This window comes from Pseudomonadota bacterium (assembly GCA_023229365.1).
GTDB lineage: Bacteria > Myxococcota_A > Polyangia > JAAYKL01 > JAAYKL01 > JALNZK01.
Genome location: JALNZK010000020.1, coordinates 1 through 24953, shown reverse-complemented (window position 1 = coordinate 24953; position 24953 = coordinate 1). Strand labels below are relative to the sequence as shown.

At 69.6% G+C, this 24953-nt stretch carries 21 protein-coding genes; 10 read left to right on the top strand and 11 right to left on the bottom strand.

Annotation, left to right across the window (positions count from 1 at the left end):
- Nucleotides 1-10 precede the first annotated feature (10 nt).
- Both lnt and M0R80_11610 read right to left on the bottom strand, forming a co-directional pair.
- Nucleotides 11-1639 (bottom strand): apolipoprotein N-acyltransferase, encoded by a 1629-nt coding sequence (gene lnt / locus M0R80_11615; protein MCK9460279.1) that lies wholly within the window; start codon nucleotides 1637-1639, stop codon nucleotides 11-13.
- The gene (locus tag M0R80_11610) at nucleotides 1636-2163 is read right to left on the bottom strand and encodes a sel1 repeat family protein (GenBank protein ID MCK9460278.1); all 528 of its coding nucleotides are present in this window, start codon (nucleotides 2161-2163) and stop codon (nucleotides 1636-1638) included. Before M0R80_11610 ends, lnt begins: the two co-directional genes overlap by 4 nt.
- 168 nt (nucleotides 2164-2331) lie before the next feature.
- On the opposite strand from M0R80_11610, the gene M0R80_11605 reads away from it, so the two are divergent.
- Together M0R80_11605 and M0R80_11600 are read left to right on the top strand one after the other, a co-directional pair.
- The gene (locus M0R80_11605; protein ID MCK9460277.1) at nucleotides 2332-4482 is read left to right on the top strand and encodes a glycoside hydrolase; all 2151 of its coding nucleotides are present in this window, start codon (nucleotides 2332-2334) and stop codon (nucleotides 4480-4482) included.
- Nucleotides 4483-4496: 14 nt separating this feature from the next.
- The gene (locus M0R80_11600; protein ID MCK9460276.1) at nucleotides 4497-5597 is read left to right on the top strand and encodes a hypothetical protein; all 1101 of its coding nucleotides are present in this window, start codon (nucleotides 4497-4499) and stop codon (nucleotides 5595-5597) included.
- Between the two features lie 6 nt (nucleotides 5598-5603).
- Here the strand turns inward: M0R80_11600 and M0R80_11595 are convergent, their stop codons facing one another.
- The 4 genes from M0R80_11595 to M0R80_11580 form a co-directional block, all read right to left on the bottom strand.
- Nucleotides 5604-7157, bottom strand: a complete 1554-nt coding sequence (locus tag M0R80_11595; protein ID MCK9460275.1) for a zf-HC2 domain-containing protein — start codon at nucleotides 7155-7157, stop codon at nucleotides 5604-5606.
- Entirely contained in the window at nucleotides 7145-7768 is a 624-nt protein-coding gene (locus M0R80_11590; protein ID MCK9460274.1) for an RNA polymerase sigma factor, read from the bottom strand. Before M0R80_11590 ends, M0R80_11595 begins: the two co-directional genes overlap by 13 nt.
- A gap of 68 nt (nucleotides 7769-7836) precedes the next feature.
- A complete protein-coding gene (locus tag M0R80_11585; protein MCK9460273.1) occupies nucleotides 7837-9087 on the bottom strand; it encodes a hypothetical protein in 1251 nt (416 codons plus the stop codon).
- A 53-nt stretch (nucleotides 9088-9140) separates the two neighbouring features.
- Complete coding sequence (locus M0R80_11580) at nucleotides 9141-10259, bottom strand: hypothetical protein (protein ID MCK9460272.1); 1119 nt, start codon at nucleotides 10257-10259, stop codon at nucleotides 9141-9143.
- A gap of 132 nt (nucleotides 10260-10391) precedes the next feature.
- Here M0R80_11580 and M0R80_11575 point away from each other — a divergent pair, with 132 nt between their 5' ends.
- The 3 genes from M0R80_11575 to M0R80_11565 are packed head-to-tail and all read left to right on the top strand — an operon-like array spanning nucleotide 10392 to nucleotide 14275.
- A complete protein-coding gene (locus M0R80_11575; GenBank protein MCK9460271.1) occupies nucleotides 10392-10784 on the top strand; it encodes a TerB family tellurite resistance protein in 393 nt (130 codons plus the stop codon).
- Between the two features lie 24 nt (nucleotides 10785-10808).
- Nucleotides 10809-13508 carry an MMPL family transporter gene (locus M0R80_11570; GenBank protein ID MCK9460270.1) on the top strand — a complete coding sequence of 900 codons (2700 nt, stop codon included), beginning with the start codon at nucleotides 10809-10811 and terminating at the stop codon, nucleotides 13506-13508.
- A complete protein-coding gene (locus M0R80_11565) occupies nucleotides 13505-14275 on the top strand; it encodes a carbon-nitrogen family hydrolase (protein MCK9460269.1) in 771 nt (256 codons plus the stop codon). The genes M0R80_11570 and M0R80_11565 overlap by 4 nt, the downstream gene beginning before the upstream one ends.
- Before the next feature lie 7 nt (nucleotides 14276-14282).
- Here M0R80_11565 and M0R80_11560 read toward each other — a convergent pair whose 3' ends face one another.
- Together M0R80_11560 and M0R80_11555 are read right to left on the bottom strand one after the other, a co-directional pair.
- Entirely contained in the window at nucleotides 14283-14582 is a 300-nt protein-coding gene (locus M0R80_11560; GenBank protein ID MCK9460268.1) for a hypothetical protein, read from the bottom strand.
- A gap of 114 nt (nucleotides 14583-14696) precedes the next feature.
- Nucleotides 14697-15077, bottom strand: a complete 381-nt coding sequence (locus M0R80_11555; GenBank protein ID MCK9460267.1) for a hypothetical protein — start codon at nucleotides 15075-15077, stop codon at nucleotides 14697-14699.
- A 102-nt stretch (nucleotides 15078-15179) separates the two neighbouring features.
- On the opposite strand from M0R80_11555, the gene selB reads away from it, so the two are divergent.
- From selB to rpsA, 5 genes are all read left to right on the top strand, one after another.
- Nucleotides 15180-17096: a selenocysteine-specific translation elongation factor gene (selB, locus tag M0R80_11550; protein MCK9460266.1), complete on the top strand. Its 1917-nt coding sequence runs from the start codon at nucleotides 15180-15182 to the stop codon at nucleotides 17094-17096.
- A gap of 62 nt (nucleotides 17097-17158) precedes the next feature.
- A complete protein-coding gene (locus tag M0R80_11545) occupies nucleotides 17159-18634 on the top strand; it encodes a methyl-accepting chemotaxis protein (GenBank protein MCK9460265.1) in 1476 nt (491 codons plus the stop codon).
- On the top strand, nucleotides 18631-19506 hold the full coding sequence (locus tag M0R80_11540) for an MBL fold metallo-hydrolase (protein ID MCK9460264.1): 876 nt from the start codon (nucleotides 18631-18633) through the stop codon (nucleotides 19504-19506). Before M0R80_11545 ends, M0R80_11540 begins: the two co-directional genes overlap by 4 nt.
- Nucleotides 19507-19813: 307 nt before the next feature.
- Entirely contained in the window at nucleotides 19814-20026 is a 213-nt protein-coding gene (locus tag M0R80_11535; protein MCK9460263.1) for a hypothetical protein, read from the top strand.
- 73 nt (nucleotides 20027-20099) lie between these two features.
- Nucleotides 20100-21287 (top strand): 30S ribosomal protein S1, encoded by a 1188-nt coding sequence (rpsA, locus tag M0R80_11530; GenBank protein MCK9460262.1) that lies wholly within the window; start codon nucleotides 20100-20102, stop codon nucleotides 21285-21287.
- A gap of 49 nt (nucleotides 21288-21336) precedes the next feature.
- Here rpsA and M0R80_11525 read toward each other — a convergent pair whose 3' ends face one another.
- The 3 genes from M0R80_11525 to M0R80_11515 form a co-directional block, all read right to left on the bottom strand.
- Entirely contained in the window at nucleotides 21337-22593 is a 1257-nt protein-coding gene (locus M0R80_11525; protein ID MCK9460261.1) for an inner membrane CreD family protein, read from the bottom strand.
- Nucleotides 22594-22663: 70 nt separating this feature from the next.
- A complete protein-coding gene (locus tag M0R80_11520; protein MCK9460260.1) occupies nucleotides 22664-24394 on the bottom strand; it encodes a radical SAM protein in 1731 nt (576 codons plus the stop codon).
- Nucleotides 24395-24478: 84 nt separating this feature from the next.
- On the bottom strand, nucleotides 24479-24953 hold a 475-nt coding region (locus tag M0R80_11515; protein ID MCK9460259.1), incomplete at its 5' end, for an efflux RND transporter permease subunit.

The window sequence follows — 24953 nt, the reverse complement described above, 5'->3', positions numbered from 1 at the left end:
ACCGCTGGGACTACCGGGACCGCCGGGACCTTCGGGACAGGCGACTGCGGATGCCCAGCGCCGACAGGACGCCGAGCAGGATGAGCGACAGCCCGAGCGCGCCCATGGGGAACCAGTCGCCGTGGCGCGAGTAGAAGCTCGGGCCCGGGCCGAGCGGGACGCGCGCCGAGACGATCGCCTGCACGTCCTCCTCCGACGCGGCGACGACACGGCCGTACGCGTCGATGACGGCAGAGACGCCGGCGTTGGAGCAGCGCAGCACCGGGATGCGGTGCTCCACGGCGCGCAGCCGCGCGATCTCCGCGTGCTGCACGGGCTCGGTCGTCCCCTCGTACCACTCGTCGTTCGCGACCACGACGAGCGCCTCGGCGCCCCGGTCGACGAAGCGGCGCACGAGCGCCGGGAAGTTCGACTCGAGGCAGATCACCGCCGCGATCTTGGCTGTCCCGCCCTCGGCGAGCGGGACTTCGAAGACGCGCACCTCGGTGCCCGGCACGTAGATGCCGGAGCCGACGTTCATCGCCATGTCCTCGAGGAACCCGAGGAACGGCGGCACGTACTCGCCGAACGGCACGAGGTGCAGCTTCTCGTACGTCTCGAGCTCCGACGATCCCGGGCGGAGGAGGCCGACCGCGTTCACCTTGCGGAACTTGCCCTTCTTGATCGTCTCGGCGCGGGACTCCCCGTCCGCTTCGCCCACGCGCTTCGTCTTCCCGCCCTCCGCGGCGCGCCGATCCGACATGCCCGTGATCAGCGAGGCGCGCTTGGCCTCGAGCAGCTCGCGCACGTCCCGTAGGCGGTCCTCGTGCTCCCGCAGGACGAAGGCCGTCGCGGTCTCCGGCCAGACGACGACGTCGTTGGCGCCGTCGCGCAGCGACATCGTCAGCTTCATGAGCGCGAGGTACGCGAGGTTGCGCTCCGGGAACTTCCTGTTGGAGTCGGTGTCCGGCTGGACGAGCGCGGCCCGGATCGCGCCCCGGCCCGCGGCGGCGGCGGGCTTCGTGACGACGAATCCGTAGACGATCGGCGCTGCCGCGACCGCGGCCGCGACGAGCGCGAACCGCAGCGCCGCGCGACCGTTCCGTGCCTCCTTCGGTCCGCGGAAGGCGACGAGCGCGCGGTAGGCGAGGACGTTCAGGAACACGATCCAGAACGACAGGCCGAACATCCCCGTCGCGCTGACGAGCTGCAGCACGGGCGCGTACCCGGTCTGGGTCGTGGCGACCGAATGCCATGTGAACCCGAGGGAGCCCATGGACTGCACGAACTCCATGGCGGTCCACAGGAGCGGCGCGGCCCACAGCCCTGCGCGCCCGAACCTGCGGCACGCGAACGCGAGGCACAGGCCGAGGACGCCCCAGGCGCAGGCGAGGTAGGCGGCGCCGATCGCGAGCATGGCGACCGACTGCGCGGTCGAGGTCCCCTTGTTCAGCGCGATCCAGTACACGAGGCCGCCGGCGGACAGGAACCCCAACGCGTAGCCGAGCCGGGCGCCGCGGTGGAAGCCGTTGCCCTCGAGCGCCGCGAAGAACGGCACGAGGAAGACGCACGCGAGGAAGCCCGTCGGGAACGGCGGGAAGGCGAGGAAGTACAGCACCGCCGCGAGGAGGATCAGCGCGAAGGTCCTGCGCCGGCTCACGGCGTCCCCCTCCCGCACGCGACGGGGTCCCCGAGGGAGCACGCCTTCGCGAACAGCTCGGCCGCGCCGTCCCCTCCGCGCGCCGCGCGCTCGAGCCCGAGGAAGAAGCAGCCGTCCGCCTCGCCCGCCTCGCACGCGCCCGCGAGCAGCGCGTCCGCCTCGGCCGCGTCTACGTCTCCGCCCTCGCCGTGGCGGAGCATCCACGCGGCGTTCACGCAGCTTTCGAGGTGGCCGAGCCGGCACGCCACGAGCAGCATGCGCCGCGAGTCCGCGTCGTCCCGGGCGTAGGCCACGTCGCCGCCGAACGCGCACGCCGCCGCGTCGCCCGCGTCACAGGCCCGCTCGAGCACCTTGTCCGCCGCCTTCTTGTCCATCGGGCCGCCGAGCCCCTTGGCGAGCATGTCGCCGAGCTTCACGCACGCCGCGGCGTCGCCGTCGTCGCACGCCTTCTCGAACGGCGCCCGGTCCTCGCACGCGGCGAGGGCGAGCGCGGCGAGGGCGAGCGCGAGGGGTCGGAGAATCATGATCGTGTTTTCCGGTGAACCGCGGAGCAAGGCAAGAGAAAGCGGGACGAGGGCGGAGTGGGACAGCGGGGGCAGGTGGGACTGGTGAGACCCGAAACCGGACCCACTTGTCCTAACTGTCCCCTGTGTCCTACTCTTCTTCCTAGTCCCACAACCGGAGGTGCCTTCATGACCCGTGACCTCGTTCCTTTCTTTTCGCTTCTTTCGCTCTTGGCCCTCGGCTGCGGCGACAGCGGTGGCTCCGGGGGCGACGGCGGCACGGATGCGGACACGGATGGCGACACGGACACGGACGCCGATTCGGACGCCGACTACGTCGGGTCGATAGGTGAGGCGGTCTACCTCGGGCCGTGGGGCGGCGCCTTCACGGAGGTCGTCGAGGATCCAACGACCCAGGGACGGCTCGCCGCGATCGTCGGCGCCGACTTCGACACTGGGATGTACGCGTCCGAGGACGACGGCGAGACCTGGGTCGAGGTCGCGGTGCCGACCGATCTCAGCACCACGAGCCTCCTCTTCCTTGACACCGGACGGCTCGTCGTCGGGACCGACTTCGAGGTCCTGGTGACCGACGACTTCGGTACGACCTGGGACGACATCCGAGAGAACATCGAGGAGGGCTCGGGCTTCGGCATCACGGTCAAGGGGCTCGCCTACGAGGAGGGCACCCCGGGCCGGCTGTGGGCCGCGCTCGGCGGCTCGTACTCGACAGCCCCGATCTGGTCGCTCGCGGACGGCGACACGGACTGGACACCGTGGAACGCGCCGGCCGGTTGGGACGCGGATCCGCTCAACGGCGCGGCGTACTTCACGAGCCTCGCGACGCGCTACGACGCGGGCAGCGGCGAGACCCTGATCTTCGCGGCGTACGAGCAGAGCTTCTCTGCGGGCGGCGGCGTCTTCTGCTCGACCGACTCGGGCGCGACCTGGGCGGATTGTTCATCCGGCCTGCCGAACGTGCCGTACCACCGCGTGATCCTCGGCGAGGCCGAGGCGGTCGTCGCGGGCGGCCACGTCTTCGGGAGCGCCTTCGCGGGGATCTGGTACTCGACGGACGACGGCGCGATGTGGATCGATTCGACCGACGAGATCGACGACGCCATCGCGAACGACGTGGTGAAGCTGTCGGGCGGCGACTACCTCGCGGCCACGTACGGCGCGGGGCTGTGGCGGACGACCGCGCTCGACGCCGCCTGGACGCAGGTCTCGGGGTTCGGCGAGATGTCGATGAACTCGGTCGCGGAGCTCGCGAGCGGCGAACTGCTCGCCGGGCCGGAGCAGCTCGGCGCGTACCGCAGCGAGGACGGCGGCGCGACGTGGCAGGTCTCAGCCGAGGGGATGAACCGGGTCACGCCGGTCTATGCCGGCCTGGATCCGGCGGATGCAGACACGGCGATCATCTCGATCAACTCGATGAACTCCGGCCTCGGCCTGATCACGTCGAACGGTGTCGACGGCTGGCACCCGGTGCCGGGCCTGCCGCTGCCGCGGTTCACGTTCGTCGACATCGCGCCGTCCGGGCGGTGGTACGCCGTCTCGGACGGCCCGAGCACCGTGGCGAACGACGGGATCTACGTTTCCGACGACGGCGGCGTGACGTTCGACTTCATCGGACCGCTCGAGGAGTCGCTCATGGATCACGTGGGGATCATCGTCGTCGAGCTCGGCGGCCCGGATCACCTCGTCGCGGCGGGCAACTACTTCACGGTCGAGAACGACGGCGATCCCTGGGCCTTCGTCGCCGAGAGCGAGGACGCGGGCGAGACCTGGATCTTCGGGTGGGAGGGCGCCGGGACGAACGGCAGCTACTCGATGGCCGATTTCGTCGCGCTCTCCGACGGGAGCTACCTCCTGGCTGTCTCCGGCTCGCCGATCGTGCACCTGAGCGAGACCTTCGAGGAGACGGTGATCGCGATTCCGGACCAGGCCGGCTTCGCGGTGACGGATCTCGCGGCGTGCGCCGCGGACCCCGAGGTCTGGTACGCGCGCGGGCTCGATGTGTCCTGGAATGTGTTCGTCTACAAGACGATGGACGGCGGCGCGACGTGGACGGACGTGACGCCCCCGGCGGCCGACGCGGGCGCCGTGATCGCCGTGGACGTCCACCCGTACGACCGCGACCTCGTGTTCGCCGCGGCGGCGAACGGCTTCTTCGCGTCGGCGGACGGCGGCACGACGTGGGCCGCGCACGACATCGGATCGGAGGTCTCGGCGTCGGCGCTGCGCGTCATCCCGCTCGCGGAGGATCTCGCGGCCGCGCTGCTCGTCTATGGCAGCGGCGGCCTGACCCGCGTGTCGCTCGCGACCGCGGCCGAGTGAGAGGAGGATCACAGATGGCGCAGCGCAGCGGTCTCGTCCTTTTCCTGCTCGCGCTTGCCGCGGCCGGCTGCTCGGACGAGGGATCGTTCGAGGGCGACGGCGGCGCGGACACGGACACGGATTCCGACACGGACACGAGTGTCCACGACTTCTGGGACTGGGAGAGCCTCGAGATCCCCGGCGGGTTCACCGGGCACGGCGTCGACATCAAGGTCCACGCGACGGCCGCCGACGACGCGACGATCTGCTCCGGCAACTGGACGAACGGCACGGGCGGCATCCTGGCGTTCGACGGTGCGGCGCTCCTGGAGGTGGCCGACGGCTTCGTGTGCGAGGGCGTGTTCGGCCTGGACGCGGATCACCTCTGGGCGTTCGGCGTCGTGGATCAGACGTTCGAGCCCATGCTCTACGGGCGGAGCGGGGGAGAGTGGAGCCTGGAGGCGGTCGAAGGCGCCGACGATTCGTGCCGCTACGATACCATCTACGGTACCTCGGTCGACGATGTGGCCATCGTCGGCTGGTGCAGCGCCGAGCGGCTCTCGTGGGTCCCGGACGGCTCCGGGGGGTGGATCGTGGGCTCCGTCGTCGTGCCGACGAACGCGGAGTTGGACACCATCTACGGCGTGCTCCCGCTGCCCGAGACCGACGTGTTCTACGGCTCGGGCCTGTGGGAGAGCGCCGGCGCGACCGACCTCGGCTTCGAGACCGAGCGCGCCGTGTGGGCCTACGGGTCGGCGCTCGCGGATCTGAGCGTCCTCGAGGGCGACGCGGTGCTCGCCTACGACGGCGCGGCGTGGACCGAGGTGCTCGCGTGCCCCGACGATCTCTCCGCCGAAGAGTACTCGATCTGCTGGGTGAGCGGCGCGCGAGACGATGCGTCCGGCGACCTGTACCTCGGCGGCGGGAGGGGCAGCGCGACGAACGAGAACATCGACGACTGGCGGCTCGACCGCTTCCACGACGGCGGGCTCACGCGGATCCTCGAGCCGTGCGGGGGCGACTCCCCGCGGTGCGGCGTCGACGACGTGAGCCTGTCGCCGGACGGCGTGCTGTTCGTGATCGCGAACGGCCCCGGGCCGAGCCTCCTTTGGCACGCGATCCCGGCCGCTGACTGATCCGGCTCAGGGGGCGCAGGCGCCCTTCATCGCGTCGACGATCGTCGCCTCGTGCGAGCTCGGCCACTCGGTCCGGATCCACATGTAGTCCTCGCGGGCCCCTTCGCAGTTGCCGGTCAGGCGCCGCGCGTCGGCGCGGGTGCGGACCACCTCCGGCGCGGCGAACCCGTTCCTATGGTGCGCGAGGTAGTCCGTCGCCGCGCGCTCGATGTCCGAGACCCGGTTGCTGCGGTCATAGGCGCGCACGAGGCCGAGCCGCGCCTCCTCGGCGAGCGTCCCGTTCGGCGCGCGCTCGACGTACGCCTCGAAGCGCGTCGACGCCGTGGTCGCGCGGCCGAGGTTGTACAGCTCCAGCTGGCCGAGCGAGACAAGCGACGCGAGCGACTCCATCGTCCCTTCGTACTCGTAGACGATCTGCCGGTAGGTCGACGCCGCTGTCCCGTAGTCGCCCGCCTGGCGCTGGATGAGCGCCAGCGCCACGAGATCCCCGGCGCGCTTTCCGGCCGAACGCACCTGCTGCTTCGGACCTGCGGCGCCGGCCTGCCCGTCCTGGAAGGCGTCCTCTTTCCCGAGCGCGGCCATCGCCAAGGTCCCCGCGCCGGTCGCGACGGCGGTCCTGCGCGCCCGAGCGGCGTGATCGCTTCCTCCGGGCGCCCCGGCGAGCTCGCAGCCGGGATCGATCGCGGCGAGCCAGCTCGCGACCTCCATGGCGTCCTGCCCGAGGAGCAGCGCGAGGTCGCGCCGGAGATCGGATCTCGGGATCGGCCCGGGCCCGGTCTCGCCGATGATCCCCTGCTGGCCCTCGAAGACCAGGAACGGATCGAACAGCCGGCGCTGGAGCCCGGAGCGGACCTCGACGACGCCGCGGAGCACGCGCGCCACCTCGCGCGAGGGCCCGATGACCTCCACGATGAAGATCGTGCCCTTGGCCTCGACCTCGCCGGACGGGGTGGCGACCACGAACCGGTACGGGAACGCGTGGGGGCCGATGTCCGCGACGAGCCGGCCCTCGTGCAGCGCGATGCGGACGTCGTCCGCCTCGATCCTGTCGAACGACGCGTGCGTGCCCGGGTCGAGCCAGACGTCGGTCGCCGGATCGAGGTGCACGAGCGTCCGGCCGTCCGGCAGGATCTCGGCGAGCTCCTCCGGGGAGCTCTTCAGCCCTTCCACGCGCGGCGCGAGGGCGATCCGCGCCGCGGGTTCGCCTTCTCCCCGAGGCGAGAGCGCGTAGAGCGCGATCGCGACGGCGGCGATCGAGGCTGCGAGCGCCGCGGCGAACGCGGCGGCGGGCCGGAGCGTCCTTCGCGCCGGACGGGCAGCGGCCTCCGAGGGGTCGCCGATCGCCCGCACGGTGCAGCGCCTCTCGACGAGCGGCGGCAGCGGGGCGGGCTCGATCTCGCGCAGCGTCGCGCCGATCCCGGACCAGAGCGCGAGCGCCTCCCGGCAGGCGCGGCACCCGGCGAGGTGAGCGTCTACGGCGGCCTTCGCGTCGGCCGGCATGGCGCCCGCGGCGTAGTCTCCGAGCGAGCGCTCGAACTCTCGGCAGCTCAGGTTCGACATGTTCCCCGCTCCTCGAGGACGCTGAACAGGTACGGGTCCTTGCGCACCCTGGACATCAGCTCCCTGCGGCCGTGCTGCAGCCGCTTCTTCGCGGTCTCGACCGTGCAGTCGGTCATCGCCGCGATCTCGCCCGCCGAATAGCCGTAGGCCACGGACAGCATGAGGGCGATCCGCTTGTTCGGCCGGATCTTCTGGAGGTGGCCGCGCAGCGCGTCCGCGAGCCGGCGCCGCTCCCACCCGGCGTCCGGCGCGAAGCTCTCTGGCGCCGGCGCGAGCTCGCACGGCTCGGCGAAGAGGAGCGCCGCGAGGATCGGCTTTCGGCGGAAGTGATCGCGCACCGCGTTGACCGTGACGCGATCGATCCAGGTCGTGAGCTTCGCGTCGGCCCGGAACTCGGGCAGCCCCGCGAAGATCCTGGACATCGCGGTCTGCACGACGTCGTCTGCGTCGGCGGCGCCCCGAACGGACAGGAAGACCGTGCGCCGCACCCGGGCGAGGCACGCCCGCGCGAGCTCCTCGCGGCTCGCCCGATCACCCGCGAGGCTGCGCGCGAGCAGCTCGCGATTCTCGAGGGGCGCTGCGATGTCGTTCGACAAGGTGACCGAATCCATTTTCTCCTGCCTGCTCTTTCATCGTACCCGACGTCGAGGGGGGCGAGATGGGGAAAAGAAAGATGCGGCTACTCCGTCGCATCGGCGATGATCCGGGCGAACTCCTCCATCGCGGGCATCCAGCCGCCGTTGCAGATGGAGGACACGTGGCCGCGGGCTCCGAACTCCATCGCGAGCCTCACGAAGCGGCGCCCGGGGTACGCCTTCGTGACCTCCAGGGCGCCCTCGAACCGCGTGCAGGCCGGCCTCCAGTACCAGGTGGTGCCGGTGGGCTGCTCGGCGTCGAGCTGCATCTCATCCGTTTCGAGGCACCCTCCGATCTCGTCGCCCCGCCCCTCGCACGCGGAGCCCGGCGGCACGCCGACGATCGCGGCGAAGAACACCGCCTCCTCGACGCCGTCCTTGACTTCGGCGAGCTCTCGGACGAACGAGGCCGGGTCGTCCAGGAACTGCGGGTTCACACCGCAAGCGATGTTCCACATGTCGAAATCGTCGGCGACGGCGGCGGAGGCGAACATCCCGACGTTGTCCGACATGGAGCAGTCGTCCTCGTCGCTGACGACGACCACGCCGAGCGCCGCCCGCTTGCGGAAGAACCACCGCTGATCCTGCCGTCGGGTCGCTCGCACCGCCGACGCGAGCTGCTGCTCGAACCCGCAGCCGCCCGTGCCGATCGACGCGAGGCAGGCGAGCTCGAGCGCGAAGTCCGCGTTCGGCGCGTCGGGAAGCGTCTCGGCGAAGATCGCGTCGTCCGCGGGACAGCCGACCTCCGCCGCGTCCGGAGTCGGCGGCACGCACTTCCCGACTCGCTCGGCGTCGAGCGCGCACGACCAGCCCGGCGGGCAGTGGCACTCGAGCCCGGCGCACGGGATCGCGCCGCTCTCGATGACCACCTCCGCGACGCTCGACGCCCGGAACTCCCCGTCGTCGCCTCGGTCCGAGCAGGATGCGGGCACGTCGTCGGGCCAGTGCTCGTCTCCGCTCACGCCGTGGGCAAAGAGGCCCATGTTGGTCGAGATCACGGCCGCGCGGACGTCGTCCACGGGCAGGTGCGGCGTGTCGGCGAGCGGGTAGGCGAGGGAGTTCACGAGCTGGAACACCGACGTCTCGAGGAGCGCCTGCTCTTGCGACATCGAGTTCGAATCGTCCACGATGAACAGGAGATCGACGCCGTCGAGGCCCGGCTCCGCGGGCGCGCCGCCGTCACTCCCGTTTCCGTCGAGGTAGATCAGCTCGTGCTGCAGGCAGCCGCCGGGCGCCGCGGCGCAGAGCGCGCCGAGGAGGAATGACATCGCCGTGCGCGCCATGGTCGTTTCCATCGCTCCCCCTTGCCTGAACAGGGTGGACGCGACCGTGCGTAAAAGGGGGAAAATTATCTGACGTCGAACTGGATGGAGACGCCCGCGATGAAACCGATCTGGACCGCGCCGAACCGGATGACCTCCCGATCTTCTATTTCGTAGATGTAGGTGTGAGAGTACCAGTCACCCGCCACCTCGAGGTAGAAAGACAGAAACTTCGCGAGATCGGCGCGGACGCGGACCGAGGCCATCAGGCCGGGGTTCGTCCGCGCGGTGTCTTCGCCCGAGAGGGCGCCCGAGCCCTCGGGCGGGTCCCAGCCGCGGATCCTCGAGAAGTCGAGCACGAGGCCGAGCCGCGCGCCGACGTGCACCTTCCTCGCCGTGTAGAACCACCCGGCCGCGAGCCGGAGGGGCCACCGCACGAGCCGCACGTCGTCGCCGCTCCCGGCGGCCTCGGAGCCGGCCTTGTACGGGAACAGGAGGTCGAGCCCGAGGATCGCCTCGAAGCCGTGCCGGAACGACAGCCCGATCGCCGTGCGCGCGCCGTGCTGCACCTCGCCGCTGCTGTTCAGGATCACGGCGCCGTAGCCGAGGTTCGCGAGCACCGCGAGGTCGCCCGTGAGCTTCCTCTGCGGCTCCGGCGCCTCACCCTCTTCTTCGCCCGGCCCCGGCCGCGGCTCGAGGTCGGCCGCCGAAGACGCCGGCGCCCGGGGAGCCTGGTCGCCGACCCGCAGGCGCGGGATCAGCGCCGCGTGCAGCGTCGACGCGAGGCCGTCGCAGCTCGCGACCCACACCTCGCGTCCGAAGGGAAGCTCGCGCGAGAGGGTCTGATCCCCGGCCGTTGCGTCCGCGACGAGCGCCGTGAAGAGGCCGTGCTCCGCGTCCACCCATACGACCGCCATCGCGTCGCGTTGGGCGAGGGCCTTCTTGGCGATCTCCAGCGGCGGCGCCGAGGCCGCCTCGGGCGCGACGACGAGGATCTCCACGGAGACCCCGTACGCGCTCAGGTGCGCGGAGATCGCCGTGCGCAGGGTCTGCAGGCCGGGATCCTCCGGCCCGAGCGAGAGGATGGTGATCCGCGGTCCGAGAGCCGACGGCGACATAGGTCCCGGGCCGGCCTGCCCAGCCGCCGCGCTCGCCCAGAGGAGCGCGCACAGGAGCGCCGCGCCCGATCGTGTCGCGAGGAACATTCGGTGAATGCGGTACCATAGATTTCCGCGAGCCGGAACAGGCGGACCCCCGCTCGCCCCTTGCCCGCTCCGCGTGTTTGGCCTACCTTTCCTGAAACCCGCGACGGGGCCACGCTGCCCCAAGGAGGCGCGATGCTCACTCCGGAGAAGAAGAGCATACTCCAGCTGCTCACGGCGCTCGCCTGGGCCGACGGCAGGGTCGACACGGAGGAGCAGGAGGTCGTCGAGGCGCTGCTCGACGCGTTCGGCGCCGAGGCCGGCGAGGCGGAGGAGCTGCGAGCCTGGGCCAAGGAGCCGCGGACGCTCGATTCGGTCGACTTGAGCGGCCTCGCAAGGACGGATGTCCAGCTCGCGCTGCAGCACGGCGTGCTGCTGACGTACATCGACGGCGAACAATCCGAGTCGGAGAAGAAGCTGATCGGCGCGCTCGTCGACAAGCTCGGTCTGAGCACGGAGGAGGCCGCACCGCTGCTCGAGTCGGCGAACGCGTTCGCGAAACAGCTCCTGCACGCGCTGGAGTCCTAGGTCCGATCTCGGAGACAGCCGCAGATGATCACGCTTCTCATGCGCATCCTGGCGCGGCTGCCGCTCAACCGCCCGAAGACCGTCGTCGTCGTCTGCGTCATCGTCACCGCGATCGCCGCGGCCTTCGTGCCGCGGCTGACGATCTCCACGGACCGGAACCTCATCGGCGGCGAGGACAACGAGGCCTCCCGAAACCGTGACGCGATGAACGAGAGGTTCGGCACCTCCCTCGTCGCGGCGGTCATCATCCGGGGCGGCGACGATCCGAGCGAGGTTCGCCGGGCGGCCGACGAGCTCGCCACCGTCCTCGCGGCGAAGAAGGGGTTCGTCAAGAGCGTGTTCTACAAGGCGGACGTCGCCTTCTTCGAGGGCCACGCGCTGCTGTTCACGGAGCTCGACGGGCTGAAGAACATCGCCGCTTCGATAGAGCGCGACGACTTCGGTTTCGAAGTGCTCGGCGCGTCGGCGGACCTCGCGTCGATGGTCGAGGGCTACGCCGCGCGCATGGAGAGCACACCGCTGCCCGAGGAGGCCAAGCCCGCGGACATCGAGGAGGCGCTCTCGATGTTCGGGGAGCTCATCGACGAGATCGCGGGCTTCGCCTCGGATCCGTCAAAGGACGACCTCGACATCGTCGCAAAGGTGTGGAAGGGCGGGCCGTCGATGTCCGGACGCGCCGAGAGCGAGGGCTACCTGGCCGAGAAGGACGGCAGGGCGCCGCGTCTCGCCGTGCTCTTCGTCCAGCCCGCGAGCGACTCCCAGGCGATGGAGGTCGTCACGCCGTTCACGGACATGCTGCGCGCGGAGGCGGCGAAGGTCTCGGAGAAGCACGCGGGGTTCACGTCGTACGTGACCGGCATGCCCGCGCTCACGACAGACGAGATGCGGGTGGTCACGCGGGACATCTTCGTCACCGGCATCCTCGCCGGGCTCGCCGTGCTCATCGTCTTCTTCTGGACGTACCGCTCGCTCCGCGTCGGCGCCTTCGTCGTGCTGCCGCTCGGTGTGGGGCTCGTCTGGACGACGGGGCTCACGGCGATCCTGTACGGCCACCTGACGATGATCTCCGGCTACTTCGCGGCCGAGCTGTTCGGCCTCGGCGTGGCGTACACGATCTACCTCGTGACGCGCTTCCACGAGGCGCTCATGGAAGGGGAGGATCGGCGCAAGGCGGTCGAGACGGCGCTCCTGAAGGCCGGGCCCGGGGTGGTCGCCAGCGGCGCGACCACCGCGGCGGCGTTCTTCGCGATCGCGCTCTCGGAGTTCCGGGGATTCTCGGAGATGGGCGTCATCGCGGGGGCCGGCGTCTTGATCCTCGTCGCGGCGAACCTCACGCTCCTGCCGGCGGCGCTCCTGCTCTGGCACCCGGGGCGGTCCGGCGTTCGCGCGTCCAGCTACGGGAGCGCCCTGTGGGGCTCGCTCGGGAAGGCGCCGCGCGCGGTCGTCGCGCTCGGCCTCGCCGTGTTCGTCGTCGGCGCCGCCTCGATCGGCCGGATCGGCTTCGACTACGCGGTCGAGAACCTGCTCCCGGCGAGCGCCGAGTCGGCGAGAGGGCTGCGCGTCCTGAACGAGCGCACCGACTTCTCGACGAACTACGTCGTGGCGGAGGCGCGCTCCCTCGACGAGGCCGAGGGAAAGAGGAAGAGGCTCGCCGCGTTGCCGACGGTCGTGCGCGCCGAGGCGCTCTCCCTGTTCGTGCCCACGGCGCAAGAGGCGAAGGTCGCCACGCTGTCGCGGATCTCGCCCGCGGCCCGTGAGCGCGTCGCGAGGTCGTTCGCCGACGTGGAAGCGCACGCGGCTTCTGCGGGCACGATCACGCCGGCGTCGCTCGTCGCCGCACTGCAGACGATGCAGGACACGCTGACCGATCTCGCGTTCGACGCCAAGAAGGCCGGGAGGCCCGAGGACAGGGCGCTCAAGACGCTCGCGTCGAAGGTCGGCCTCGCCAGGGACGCGGTGGCCGGGATGAAGGACGCGGGTCGCCTGCAGCGTCTGGAGAAGCAGATCTTCGAGGGGCTCGTGCGCGCCGGCCGCGTGCTCCGCGCGGGCCTCGACGAGAAGGGGTTCACCGCGGCGGATCTGCCCGAGGAGGTCCGCGGACGGTACTTGAGCGCGGACGGTGCGAGCTTCGCCGTGCTCGCCTTCCCCAAAGGCGACATCGGCGAGCGCGATTTCTTCGAGCGGTTCGTCGCGGAGGTCCTCTCGGTGGATCCGAAGACGACGGGTCACCCGGTGACGCACCTCGCGTTCACGCACCAGATCCACGAGGGGTTCGCCCAGGCGACCGCCTTCGCCGCGATCGCCGTGATTCTCCTCATCCTCGCCGATCTGCGGCGGCCCCGGGAGCTCCTGGTCGCGGTGGCGCCCGTGATCATCGGCGGCGGCTGGACCGCGCTGTTCATCTGGGCGTGCGGCATCGACTTCAACTACGCGAGCATCATGGCGTTGCCGATCCTGATAGGCTGCGGTGTCGACTTCGGGATCAACCTCGCGCACCGGGCGCGGCAGGAGGGCAGCGCCCAGAAGGCCGTGCGCACGACCGGCAAGGCGATCGTCATCTCCGCATCGACCACGCTGCTCGGGTTCGGATCGCTCATCCTCTCGGACTACTGGGGCGCGCGCAGCCTCGGGATCATCCTCGTCGTCGGCATCGCCTCGTGCATGCTCGCAGCGCTCGTCATCATGCCGGTGCTCGTGGAGCGCCTCTACAGGAGGCCTTCATGACGCGGCTCGTCGTCGCGGGGCTGCAGCTCGACGTCGTCTGGGGGGACAAGCGCAAAAACTTCGAGCGCGTGCGGCGCTTCGCCGCCGAGGCGAAGGAGCGGGGAGTCGAGCTGCTCGTGCTGCCCGAGATGTTCGCGACGGGGTTCCTCCTCGATCCAAAGGTCACCGCGGAGGGCGAGGGCGGCGAGACGATCGCGTTCCTCCGCGATCTCGCGCGGGAGCACCGGATGGCGATCGTCGGCGGTCTCGTCCGAACGCGGCGCAGCGGCAAGGGCGCGAACGTCGGGCTCGCGGTGGCCGAGGACGGCCGCGTGCTCGCGGAGTACTCGAAGACGCACCTCGTCTCGCTGCTCGGTGAGGACGCCGTGCACGAGGCGGGCGCCGCGCCGCGCCCGTTCTCGATCGCGGGCGTCGAGATGGCCTGCTTCGTCTGCTACGACCTCAGGTTCCCGGAGCTGTTCCGCCTCGTCGCGGCCGGCACGGGGCTGGTCATGGTGATCGCGTCCTGGCCCGCGGTACGGCAGCGGCACTGGGATCTCCTACTCCCCGCGCGCGCCGTGGAGAACCAGCAGTTCGTCGTCGGGGTCAACCGAGTGGGCGAGGGCGGCGGGCACACGTTCCTCGGCGGGACCGCGATCTACGATCCCCTCGGCAACGCGCTCGCCGCGGGCGGCGACGCCGAGGGGCTCGTCGTCGCGGAGCTGGATCTCGACCTCCTGGCGAAGGCCCGCAAAGGCCTGCCGGCGCTTCGCGACAGGCGCTTCTGACGGCGAGCTACGTCCTGGACCAGCAGAGGAACGCCGTCCTGGACATCGAGTAGAGGATCTCCGGGAAGCGGGGCGCGACGTCGAAGCGGACCTGCGAGTCTTCGGCCGCGGCGAACGACTCCTCCGCCTCGAGCCGCCACATCGTCTCGATCCAGAGCGCGGCCGGACCGCGGCCCGCCGGCCTGAACTCGCAGACGTCCCGCGGGAACGCGCGGACGCAGAGGTTCTCCCCCTGCTGCAGCTCCGCGACGAGCACCTCGTCCGCCTCGTCGCCGGGCCCAATCGGCTTCTTGTCGGGCTCCCCCATCGTTCGACCTCCGGCCAAGTGACCGCCGAGGGGCGCGAGTTATTCCAAGTTGCGCCGCACTCGATGCCCTAGTGGGGGGGGAGGGGCCGGCGGGAACAGAAAAAAAAGAGCCAATCAGTGGACGTCGTTCCGGTAGTGCTCCGCGTGCTCGCCGTGGTTCTCCTCGAGCGCTTCGTCCTTCACGATGTACGTCGCCCGCTCGCCGGCGATGTTCGAGAAGAGCACGATGCGGCGCCTCTCGCCTTGCCAGACCTCCAGCATCGAGAGGTTCTCGTGCTGCGGCGACTCGAGGTTCTCCCGGCAGAGCGGGCAGACGAACTCGTAGCGCTGGCCGTGCACGAGCTCGACCCCGGGCGGGGTGTACACGGTGTAGTTGCCCGGCTGCGGGTGGAACCCTATCAGGAAGCGGTACTCCGGGCACACGGCGATGAGGATGACCGTCTCGTCCGGGTTTACGACGCCTTTGCACTTGGGACACGAATAGGTCCAGGACATCGTCGACTCCTCGCGTTCGGCAGGGCGCGGTGTTCGGCGCCATCATACGTAGCAATCCGTCGGAGTGTCAAAAGGGGTTTTGATGCGGTAACATGGCCCGCCATGAAACCGGTCATCGTCGGCACAGCTGGACACATCGATCACGGCAAGACGTCGCTCGTGAAGGCGCTCACGGGCACGAACACCGATCGCCTCAAGGAGGAGCAGGAGCGCGGCATCACGATCGAGCTCGGCTACGCGTTCCTCGACGAGCGGATCGCGATCATCGACGTGCCCGGCCACGAGCGGTTCATCAAGAACATGGTCGCGGGCGTCGCGACCGTGGACTTCGCGATGCTCGTGGTCGCCGCGGACGACGGCATCATGCCGCAGACGCGGGAGCACTTCGACATCCTGCGCCTGCTCGGGGTGGAGGATGGCATCGTCGTCGTGACCAAGTGCGCGCTCGCCCAGCCGGACTGGGTCGACCTCGTCGTCGAGGAGCTGCGCGAGATGGTCGCCGGATCGTTCCTCGAGGGGCGCCCGATCCTTCGCGCCGACTCCCTGAGCGGGGACGGAATAGAGGAAGTGCGGCGCGCGCTCTCGGAGCTCGCGGACAAGAAGAAGGAGCGCTCGCCCGGGCCGGTGTTCCGGCTGCCGATCGACCGCGTGTTCACGATCAAGGGGTTCGGCACCGTGGTCACCGGCTCCGCGCTCTCCGGCTCGATCAGCGTCGAGGACAGGCTCGAGCTCCTGCCCCGGGGCGACCTCGTCCGCGTCCGGGCGGTCGAGACGCAGGGGAAGCACGTGAAGACGGCCACGGCCGGGATGCGGGTGGCGCTCAACATCCCGCAGATCGCGGTCGAGGACGCGGCGCGGGGGGACGTCCTCGCGACGCCGGAGCGGCTCAAGGCCACGTTCATGCTCGACGTCGAGTGCCGCATTCTCGAGAGGAGCCCCGTGCCGCTCGAGCAGCGGCAGCGCGTGCGGGTCCACCTCGGCACGAAGGAGGTCATGGCGCGCGCCGTGATCCTCGACCGCGACAGGATCGCCCCCGGCGAGGAGGGGCTCGTCCAGCTCCGGCTCGAGGAGCGGACGGCCGCGCAGCGGCTCGACAGGTACGTCATCCGGCGCTACTCGCCGCAGATCACCATCGGCGGCGGCCGCATCCTCGACGCGAACCCGGCGAAGCACCGCCAGCGCCACCTCGGCGACGTCGTCGGCTCGCTCCAGGGGCTCGGCGACGCCAAGGACGAGCATGTCGTGCGGCGCGTCCTCGCCAAGGAACGCGTCGTCTCCTTCGACGATCTCGTCACCAAGGCGAGCCTTCCCCAGGAGCGGGTGGAGGACGTGGTCGGGGCGCTCGGCATCGAGGGCGAGGCGATCGAGGTCGAGGCCAAGGGCGCGCGCTGGCTCATCGATCTGCGGGTCTACGAGGCGTTCGTGGACGCGATCGAGAGGGAGCTCCGCGAGTACCACGCCAAGAACCCGTTGCGCGGCGGCGCCAAGCGCGGCGAGGTGGTGAAGAAGGTCTCGGGGGATCTCCCGGAGTTCGCGGCGCGGCACCTCCTCGATCTCGCGCTCGGCGGGCTGCGCGTCAAGTCGCCGGCGGGCGACCTGCTCGCCCTCTACGGGTTCGCGGTTCAGCTCACGAAGAAGCAGCGGTCCGCGCTCGACAGGATGGAGCGGGAGCTCCGCGACGGCGGGTTCCAGCCCCCGGATATCGCGCTCCTTGCCGAGGGCGTGCAGCTCGACGAGAAGCAGGCGCGGCAGATCCTGCAGGTGCTCGTGGACGGCGGGAGCGCGGTCAACCTCGAGGGGAAGATCTACTTCCACGCCGAGGTGATCGCGCGAGGCGTCGAGCTCCTGCGCCAGGGGTTCGCGCGCACGCCCGAGCTGACGATGTCGGACTTCCGCACGCTCCTCGACACGTCGCGCAAGTACTCGGTGCCGCTGCTGAACTACTACGACAGCCAGGGCTGGTCGACCCGGCGCGGCGACGTCCGGGTGCCCGGCCCGAAGATGGCGTCCGGGGCGTGACCCGGGGGGCGGATCGCCCGGAGGGGCTTATCTCTTTTCGGGTCGGGCCGTGAATGAAAGCGATGAGCGAAAAAGAAACGACTACGAAGAACGCGCGGCCGATCGAGGGTTTCTCCGAGGAGAGGCGGGTCCACCTCCAGAACCTGCACCTGCCGCTCCAGAAGAAGCTGTTCCTGTTCGCGGGCCCGGTGAGCGTCGCCCTGTACGCCCTGACCGCCTACATGACCCCGAGCTGGCAGAACCTCGTCATGTTCGGCGCCGTTTGCGCGCTGTTCGGGTCGTGGGCGATCGCGCTCTGGTTCACCGCCCACGGCCGCCTCGAGGCGTCGGTCTACGTGTTCATGGGCTCGGTGATGGTCTTCGAGGGGCTCGAGGTGATGATGATGGACGGCTCGGAGGCCACCGCGCTCCTCGCGTGCTTCGCGGTCGTCGCCTACGGGGCGCTCTACACCAAGCGGTTCTTGTACGCCTCCGCGCTGGGGCTCGCCGCGGTCATCATCGCGAGCGAGATCGTCAAGAACCTGGATCTCTACCCGGTCTACGTGATCCCCCCGGCGGATCGGCTCATGGCGCAGATCCCGTTCACGCTCGTGATCATAGTGCTCGTCGTCTACATACTCAGGCGCGGCCAGACGATCAACGAGGCGATCTACGCCGAGGCCCAGGCGAAGAGCCGGAGCCGGGCACAGGTGCTCGGCGCCGCGGTGCGGATCCAGCCGGTCATCGACAAGGTCGCGGAGCAGCTCAAGCGGATCGCGGACGAGTTCGTGGCCCAGTCCTCGGAGCACGCGGCGACGACGAACGAGGTGAGCGTGACGATGGGCGCCATCATGACGAGCGCCGACCAGTCCGCCTCCGCCGCGAAGAAGGCGAAGGCGGTCGCGGACGCCACGCGCGAGGATTCCGTGCGGAGCCGCGACCGGCTGCTCGCCGTGCAGCGCGGCTTCGGCGACGTGACGAAGGCGATCGAGGGGTCGCTCGTCTCCATCAACGAGCTGTCGCGCCAGGCGGAGAGCATAGAGGAGATCCTCGGCTACAACCGCGAGATCGGCGAGCACATCAAGGTGCTGGCCGTGAACGCGGCGATCGAGGCGGCGAACGCGGGCGAGTACGGCCGGGGGTTCAGCGTCGTGGCCGAGGAGCTGCGCGAGATGATCGTGAAGACCGACGCCAACCTGAAGCGGTCCGGCGGGCTCCTCGGGAAGATCCTGGCCCAGGCGCAGGAGAACGCGGAGAGCACGCGGAGGGCCGCCGAGGCGCTCACCGAGTACTTCGAGGAGCTCCGGGCCACGGGCGATCTCATCGACTCGATCACCGAGAGCTTCGTCGTCACCTCGGGCCAGGTCTCCAAGATCGCCGACGCGGCGCAGATGCAGGTCGTGAGCATCGACCAGGTGCGGGTCGCGCTGACGCAGATCGACGCCGCGGCGGGCCAGCTCGAGGGCGCCGCGCGCACGCTCGTCGAGGGCGTCAACGAGATCGTGTCCTCCCACGAGGATCTGCGTGGCGTGCTCGCCTCCGGCGAGGGGGGGGCGTGACGGGGCTGCGGCGGGCGGCCGCCTCCGCGTGCGCGCTCGCCCTGTGGATCGGCGCGGGCTGCGCGATCGACACCTCGCCCGAGGTGAGCGAGGGGGACGGCGGCGCCGGGGACGGTCTGCTGCACGCGACGTTCATCGACGTGGGGCAGGGCGACAGCGCGCTCTTCGAGCTGCCTGACGGCTCGATCGTGCTCCTCGACGGCGGCGAGGAAGGGCAGGGGCTCGCCGCGGTGTGGCCGCTCCTCCAGGAGAAGGGGATCGCGGCGATCGACCTCATGATCCTCTCGCACCCGCACTCCGACCACTGCGGCGGGCTCGACGAGGTGATGGACCAAGTCGAGGTCGACGAGATCTGGGAGAACGGCGAGGCGCTCGCCACGCCCGCCTACGCGGGCTACGGATCCGCGCGCAACGCCTCCGGCGCCGAGATCGTGCAGCCGACGCCGGGCGACTCGCGGACGTTCGGCGAGGCGAAGATCACGGTGCTCGCGACGAACACCGGCTACCCCGACGAGAACAACGACTCCATCGTCGCCTCGCTCACCTACAGGGGCGTGCGGATCCTCCTCCCCGGAGACGCCGAGGCCGAGGAGCAGTCCGATCTGCTCGCCGCCTACGACGAAGAGCTGCGCGCGGAGATCCTCAAGGTGTCGCACCACGGCTCCTCGGACTTCGCCGCGGCGTTCCCGGAGGCGGTCATGCCGGACTGGGCCGTGATCTCCTGCGGCGCGGGCAACCCCTACGGCCACCCCCACGAGGAGGCGCTCGCAGCGTACGCCGCAATCAGCGCGACGATTTGCCGCACGGACCTCATGGGAGACGTCACCTTCACGACCGACGGGACCGATATCGAGACGAACTGTGTGGATTAGATTAAGCTAGTGATAACTATTGGTTAAATACTTAATACAACGTAACACATTAACAATGTTCACCCCTCGGTCTCCCTCCCATCGAGACCTACCCCCTCGGTCCCCCTCCCGACACGGGAGGGGGAAGCATCTCGTTTATGCACCGCAACAATATCCAGTTGCTCCCCTTCCCCCGTGGGGAAGGGGCCGGGGGATGGGTCTCGAAAAGGAGCCGGGGTAGGGGTTGGATTCTTTCCCGGAATCTCTTCGCTCCCCCGCCCGTTGACTTCCCGGCGGCGGGACACACCTTGGAAGCGGGAGCGACGAGATGAAGTACCTGACCCTATATCTCCTCTTCGGCGCCATGGTGGCCGTCTGGTCCGCGATCAACGCGCAGCGCGCGAACCTGGCCTCCATGCTCCCGGCCTACGCGCTCGTCGCGATCCTGTGGCCCCTGTCGCTCGCCGTGTCCGTCCTGAGCCTGGTCGTCGGCCTCTCCTCGGGCCGGTCGAACCGCGAGGGCAAGGAGCAGGGCAGGTAGCGGGCGCGCCGCGATTTCCGGTTTGCCAACCCCACCGCGCCTCGCTATGGTCCCGTCCAACGCGAGGGCAATCATGCACGACGAATTCGAAGACATGCTGAACGAGTCCACCGCGGTGAACGCGGGAGTGGCGGTCGGCGAGAAGCTCCAGGCGAAGGTCGTCTCCATCGGCAAGGAGCACGTGTTCCTCGACATCGGCATCCGCGCCGAGGGGCTGCTCCTGCGCGCCGAGGTGGAGCGCGACGGCGAATTGACCGTGGCGGTCGGCGATCGCATCCAGGTGTTCACGGTCGGGGCGCGGGACGGGGCTGTGATGTGCGCCCGGAGGCTGGGCGTCGCGACCGGGAGCGCGTCCGAAAGGCGGGACGACTCGGGCGCCGTGCTCGCCCAGATCAAGGAGGCGTTCGACGCCGGCATGCCGATCGAGGGCTCGGTCAAGGAGGTCAACAAGGGCGGCTTCTCGGTGACCGTGCTCGGCCAGCGCGCGTTCTGCCCGATCTCGCAGATCGACAAGGTCTACTGCGAGAAGCCGGACGAGCACCTGGGCCGGACGTACGCCTTCTCGATCATCCGATTCGAGGAGGGCGGCGGCAACATCGTGCTCAGCCGGCGCGCGATCCTGGAGCGCGAGGCCGAGGAGGCCGCGAAGGTCGCGCTCGAGCACCTGCGCGAGGGGGACGTCGTCGAGGGCGAGGTCACGTCGCTGCAGAAGTACGGCGCGTTCGTCGACGTGGGCGGGGTCGAGGGGCTCATCCACGTCTCGGAGCTCTCGCACACGCGGATCGGCCACCCGGAGGAGGTGGTGACCAAGGGGCAGCGGGTGCGCGTGCAGATCAAGGAGATCGACCGCGCCAAGGGCAAGATCTCGCTCAGCCTGAAATCGCTGCTCGACGACCCGTGGAACGAGGCGCTCGCGGCGCTCTCCGCCGGCCGGATCGCCGAGGGCAAGGTGTCGCGGCTCGCGGCGTTCGGCGCGTTCGTGGAGCTGTTTCCGGGCGTCGAGGGGCTCGTGCACGTGTCGCAGATGGCCGCGGACAGGCGCGTGCAGAATCCGCGCGAGATGGTCTCCCCCGGGCAAAAGGTCCGCGTCCGCGTCCTCGAGATCGACCCCGAGCGCCGCCGGATCTCGCTCGCGCTCGTCGACGAGGGCGCGGAGGAGGAGCGCGAGGCGACCGAGGAGTTCCGCGCGAGCGCCGCGAGCCACAAGCGGGGCATGGGCACGCTGGGCGACCTGCTCGGCGCGAGCTTGAAGAAGAAGTAGGGGCGCCTCGTCGATCGGCACAGCCGTCCCCGCGACCAGAGCCCCGTCCCTACTTCTTCCCGAACACCTCGGACCACTTCACGCGCGCCGTGATCTGCATCACCGCGAACAGGGTGGCGATGGAGAGCACCGTGATGATGAGGCCGGTCCAGCCCTGGAAGAAGTGCGTGTACGAGAACGCCACGAGGTAGAGGAGCTGCGTCAGCCCCGCCTCGACGCACGCGAAGCGCCAGCCGACGACGACCCGCATGTACGTGACCACGAGGAACACGCTCGTCGCCGCCGAGATCGCGAACGCGGTGTTCACGTCCACGTGGTCCACGAGGTACGCGAACAGGAGGTGGAACGCGAAGAAGCTCGCGCCGAGGAAGAAGTAGTGCATGGGGTGGAGGTCGACCTTGCGCATCACCGAGATGACGAACAGCACGAAGAAGAAGAAGAGGAGCGACACCGGCGCGAAGAAGGTGATCCGCCCGGCGAGCGGTCCGGGGTTCAGCTCCTCCGGCATGGCGATGCCGATGTTGAGCCCGGTGATCAGCTTCGCGAACCGCCACTCGAGCTCGTAGCCGCCGCCGGTCTTCTCCTTGCCGGTCGGGCTCATGGAGCCCACCGGGAAGTCGATCGCGTCGAAGTTCGTCGTCATCTTGAAGGCGAGCTTCTTCACCTCGGTGACGCGGGCGCCGCCGCCGCTCGCGGTGGCGTCGTCGCGGTCGAAGATGTAGTTCCACGTGTCGAGGCCGCGCGAGCTGTACGACACCTTGAACCTGTACGTCGCGCCCGGCTCGAGCTCGTCCGCCGTGAACGCGACCATCCCGTTCTGGTTCTCGTAGGTGACGTCGCCCTTCGGCCCTGTGCACTTGAAGTCGTCGTACTGCGCGTCGGAGCTCGGGAAGAAGAAGCGCGCGAAGAAGGTGCGCTTCGCGTCGGTGGTGTTCACGAACTCGTACTCCGCGGCGAACTTCACCGTGTACGTGCTGTACCAGAACAGCCCCTTGCGGCGCGGCTCGTAGCGCACGACGACGTCGATGCCCGAGCTCGAGAGCGGCACGTCGATCTGGTTCACGAACTGGACCTGCTTCTCCTTCTCGACGCCGTTCTCCCAATACTTCTCCGTCCGCGTCTCCGGCTGCGTGAAGAAGACCTGGGGCTGGCGCTGCCGGTGCTCCTTGCCCCAGAGGGTCGTGACGCGCTGCTTGATCTCCTCGTCCGAGACCTCGGAGCGGAACATGACGCTGCCGCCGAGGACCATCCAGGCCATGAAGCAACCCGTGTACACGAGCACGATCGCCGCGAGCCGCTTTCCCATCGCATCCTCCTCGCCGTGGGGCTTTGGAGGAATGACGCTCCGGGCGGGGCGGGTATTCCGAGGAGGTCGTTCAGCTCAGGCGGGACATGGCCGCGGCGCGGGTCTCGAGCGGCTCCTCGCAGATCTCCGTGACCGAGGCGACGATCTGGTCTTTCAGCAGGGCGAGGCGCGACGCTTCGTTGTACTTCGTGACGATGGTCTTCGGCTGGATGCCGTCCCCGCGCAGCTTGACGCGCAGCCGCCAGGCGGCCGCGAACGCGATCGCCCCCGCGCGCTCGAGGCGCTCCTTCCAGGTCAGCGGGCCGAAGGCGCGCCGCATCTCCGCGTCGAGGGCGTGGGCCCGCTCGCGCTCCACCTCGTTCACCGCGAACCTGGCGACGGCGCCGAGGGTGAGCCCGTACTGCATGGCGCGGCCCCGGGCCTGCTCCCGCCGCGCGTCGAGGTTCGGGTCTCCCGCCGGCATCGCCGCGAGGTGCTCGTAGCCGCGGAACGCGGTCTCGGCGTAGCGGTAGATGGACGACGAGTTCGTCTCGTAGTCCTTCCGGAACGCCGCGGCGAGCCACTTTGCGGGCTCCTCGGGCGAGAACGCCGGGTGGCGCCACGGGAGCATCTTCTGCCCGTGCCACTCCTCGTAGGGCATCTCGCGATCGAGCCAGCCGAGCTCCGCGAAGCGCTGGTACACGGCGGTCACGGGCAGCGGGAGGAGCAGCATGAACTGCACGAGGTCCGACTCGAGGCCGACGAGGAAGTCGATGTCCTCCTGCATGTTGTCGGGCGTGTGGTGCTCCATGCACAGGATGCCGGACGCGAGCACCGAGATCCCGTGATCGCGCAGCTCGCCCACGAGCCGCTTCGCGTCGATGCCGTCGTTCTTGGAGAACAGCCCCTGCCGCGTCTTCGACTCGAATCCGATCCACAGGGACAGGACGCCGAGCCGCACGAGGTTCTCGATCCCGAAGGAGACGATCGTCTCGGCCGACGAGAACAGGTAGAAGCTGAAGAAGCGCTGGTGCCGCTCCATCTCATCGATCAGCTCCATCGCCCGCGCCTTGTCCTTGAGGAAGTTCTCGTCCATCACGTAGAAGATGTCCGTGCCCCGCTCGTCGGCGATCCGGCGCGCCAGATCGAACATCTGCTTCCCGGTGCGGATGAACGGCGTGTACGTCTTGCCGAAGAAGTGCGTCGTGCAGCAGAAGCTGCAGCCGTTCACGCAGCCGACTCCGGGCACGAGGACGCTCGACGTCGCGCCCGGGATCGGAATGCCCAGGATCTGCTGGTACTCGGTCGTCGGCAGGGAGGGGTGCGAGATCGGGGCGTCCGCCTCCTGGCCGAGGTGCTCCCGGAACCACCGGATCCCCTCGCCCTTGACGACGTGATCGCAGTCGATGAGCTCCTTGACCCCTTCGATCGCCGCGCCGTGGCCGCCGAGCACGATCTCCGCGCCCGGCGCGTGGAGGCGCACGAGCCGCGCCATCTCCTTGGCCTTGATGAAGTTCGGCACGATGAACGAGATGCCGACGATGTCGTAGCCCTTCGCGAGCTCGCGCGTGAACCGACGGCGGCTCGGGAAGTCGAGCACCGTCACGTCCGCGTCGATGTTGGCCGCGATGAAGTACAGGCCGAACGACCTGTGGTGGAAGCGGAAGGAGGCGGTCCCTTGTCCCTTGGTCACCTGGTTGTGGAACAGCTCCATGATGTTCTCTTTGCGCCCGAACTCGTCGTCGACGCCGAACGGGCCGAACACCCCGGACAGGAGGATCCGCTTCTTCGTTGAAGGTACACGGCCGCTCTGCGTTGCCATTGTCGCCTCGATTTCCAGGAGGACGACGCGCACGCCGTACTCGGTGGGACCACCGCGGCCCGATCAGACCCTACATGACGGTTGTCACGGTTGTGTCACGGGATTCTCGGCGGGTGAGCTCGTGCGCAGCAAGGTGCGACGCTTCCACAGCTTGTAGATCGCGGGGTAGACGAGGAGCTCGAGGATAAAGGACGTGATGAGCCCGCCGATCATCGGTGCGGCGATCCGCTTCATCACGTCGGCGCCCGCCGAAGTGGACCACATGATCGGCAGGAGGCCCATGAAGGCGGCCGCGACGGTCATCATCTTGGGGCGCGCGCGCTTCACGGCACCGTGCAGGATCGCCACATCGAGCTCTTCCATCGAGCGGAGCCTCCCCTCTCGCTTGGCCTCGTCGTAGGAGAGATCGAGGAACAGGAGCATGAACACGCCGGTCTCCGCGTCGAGGCCGAGGAGCGCGATCATGCCGACCCAGGCCGCTATCGACACGTTGTAGTCGAGCAGCCAGAACAGCCAGATGGCGCCGATGGCGGAGAACGGCACGGCCAGCATCACCACG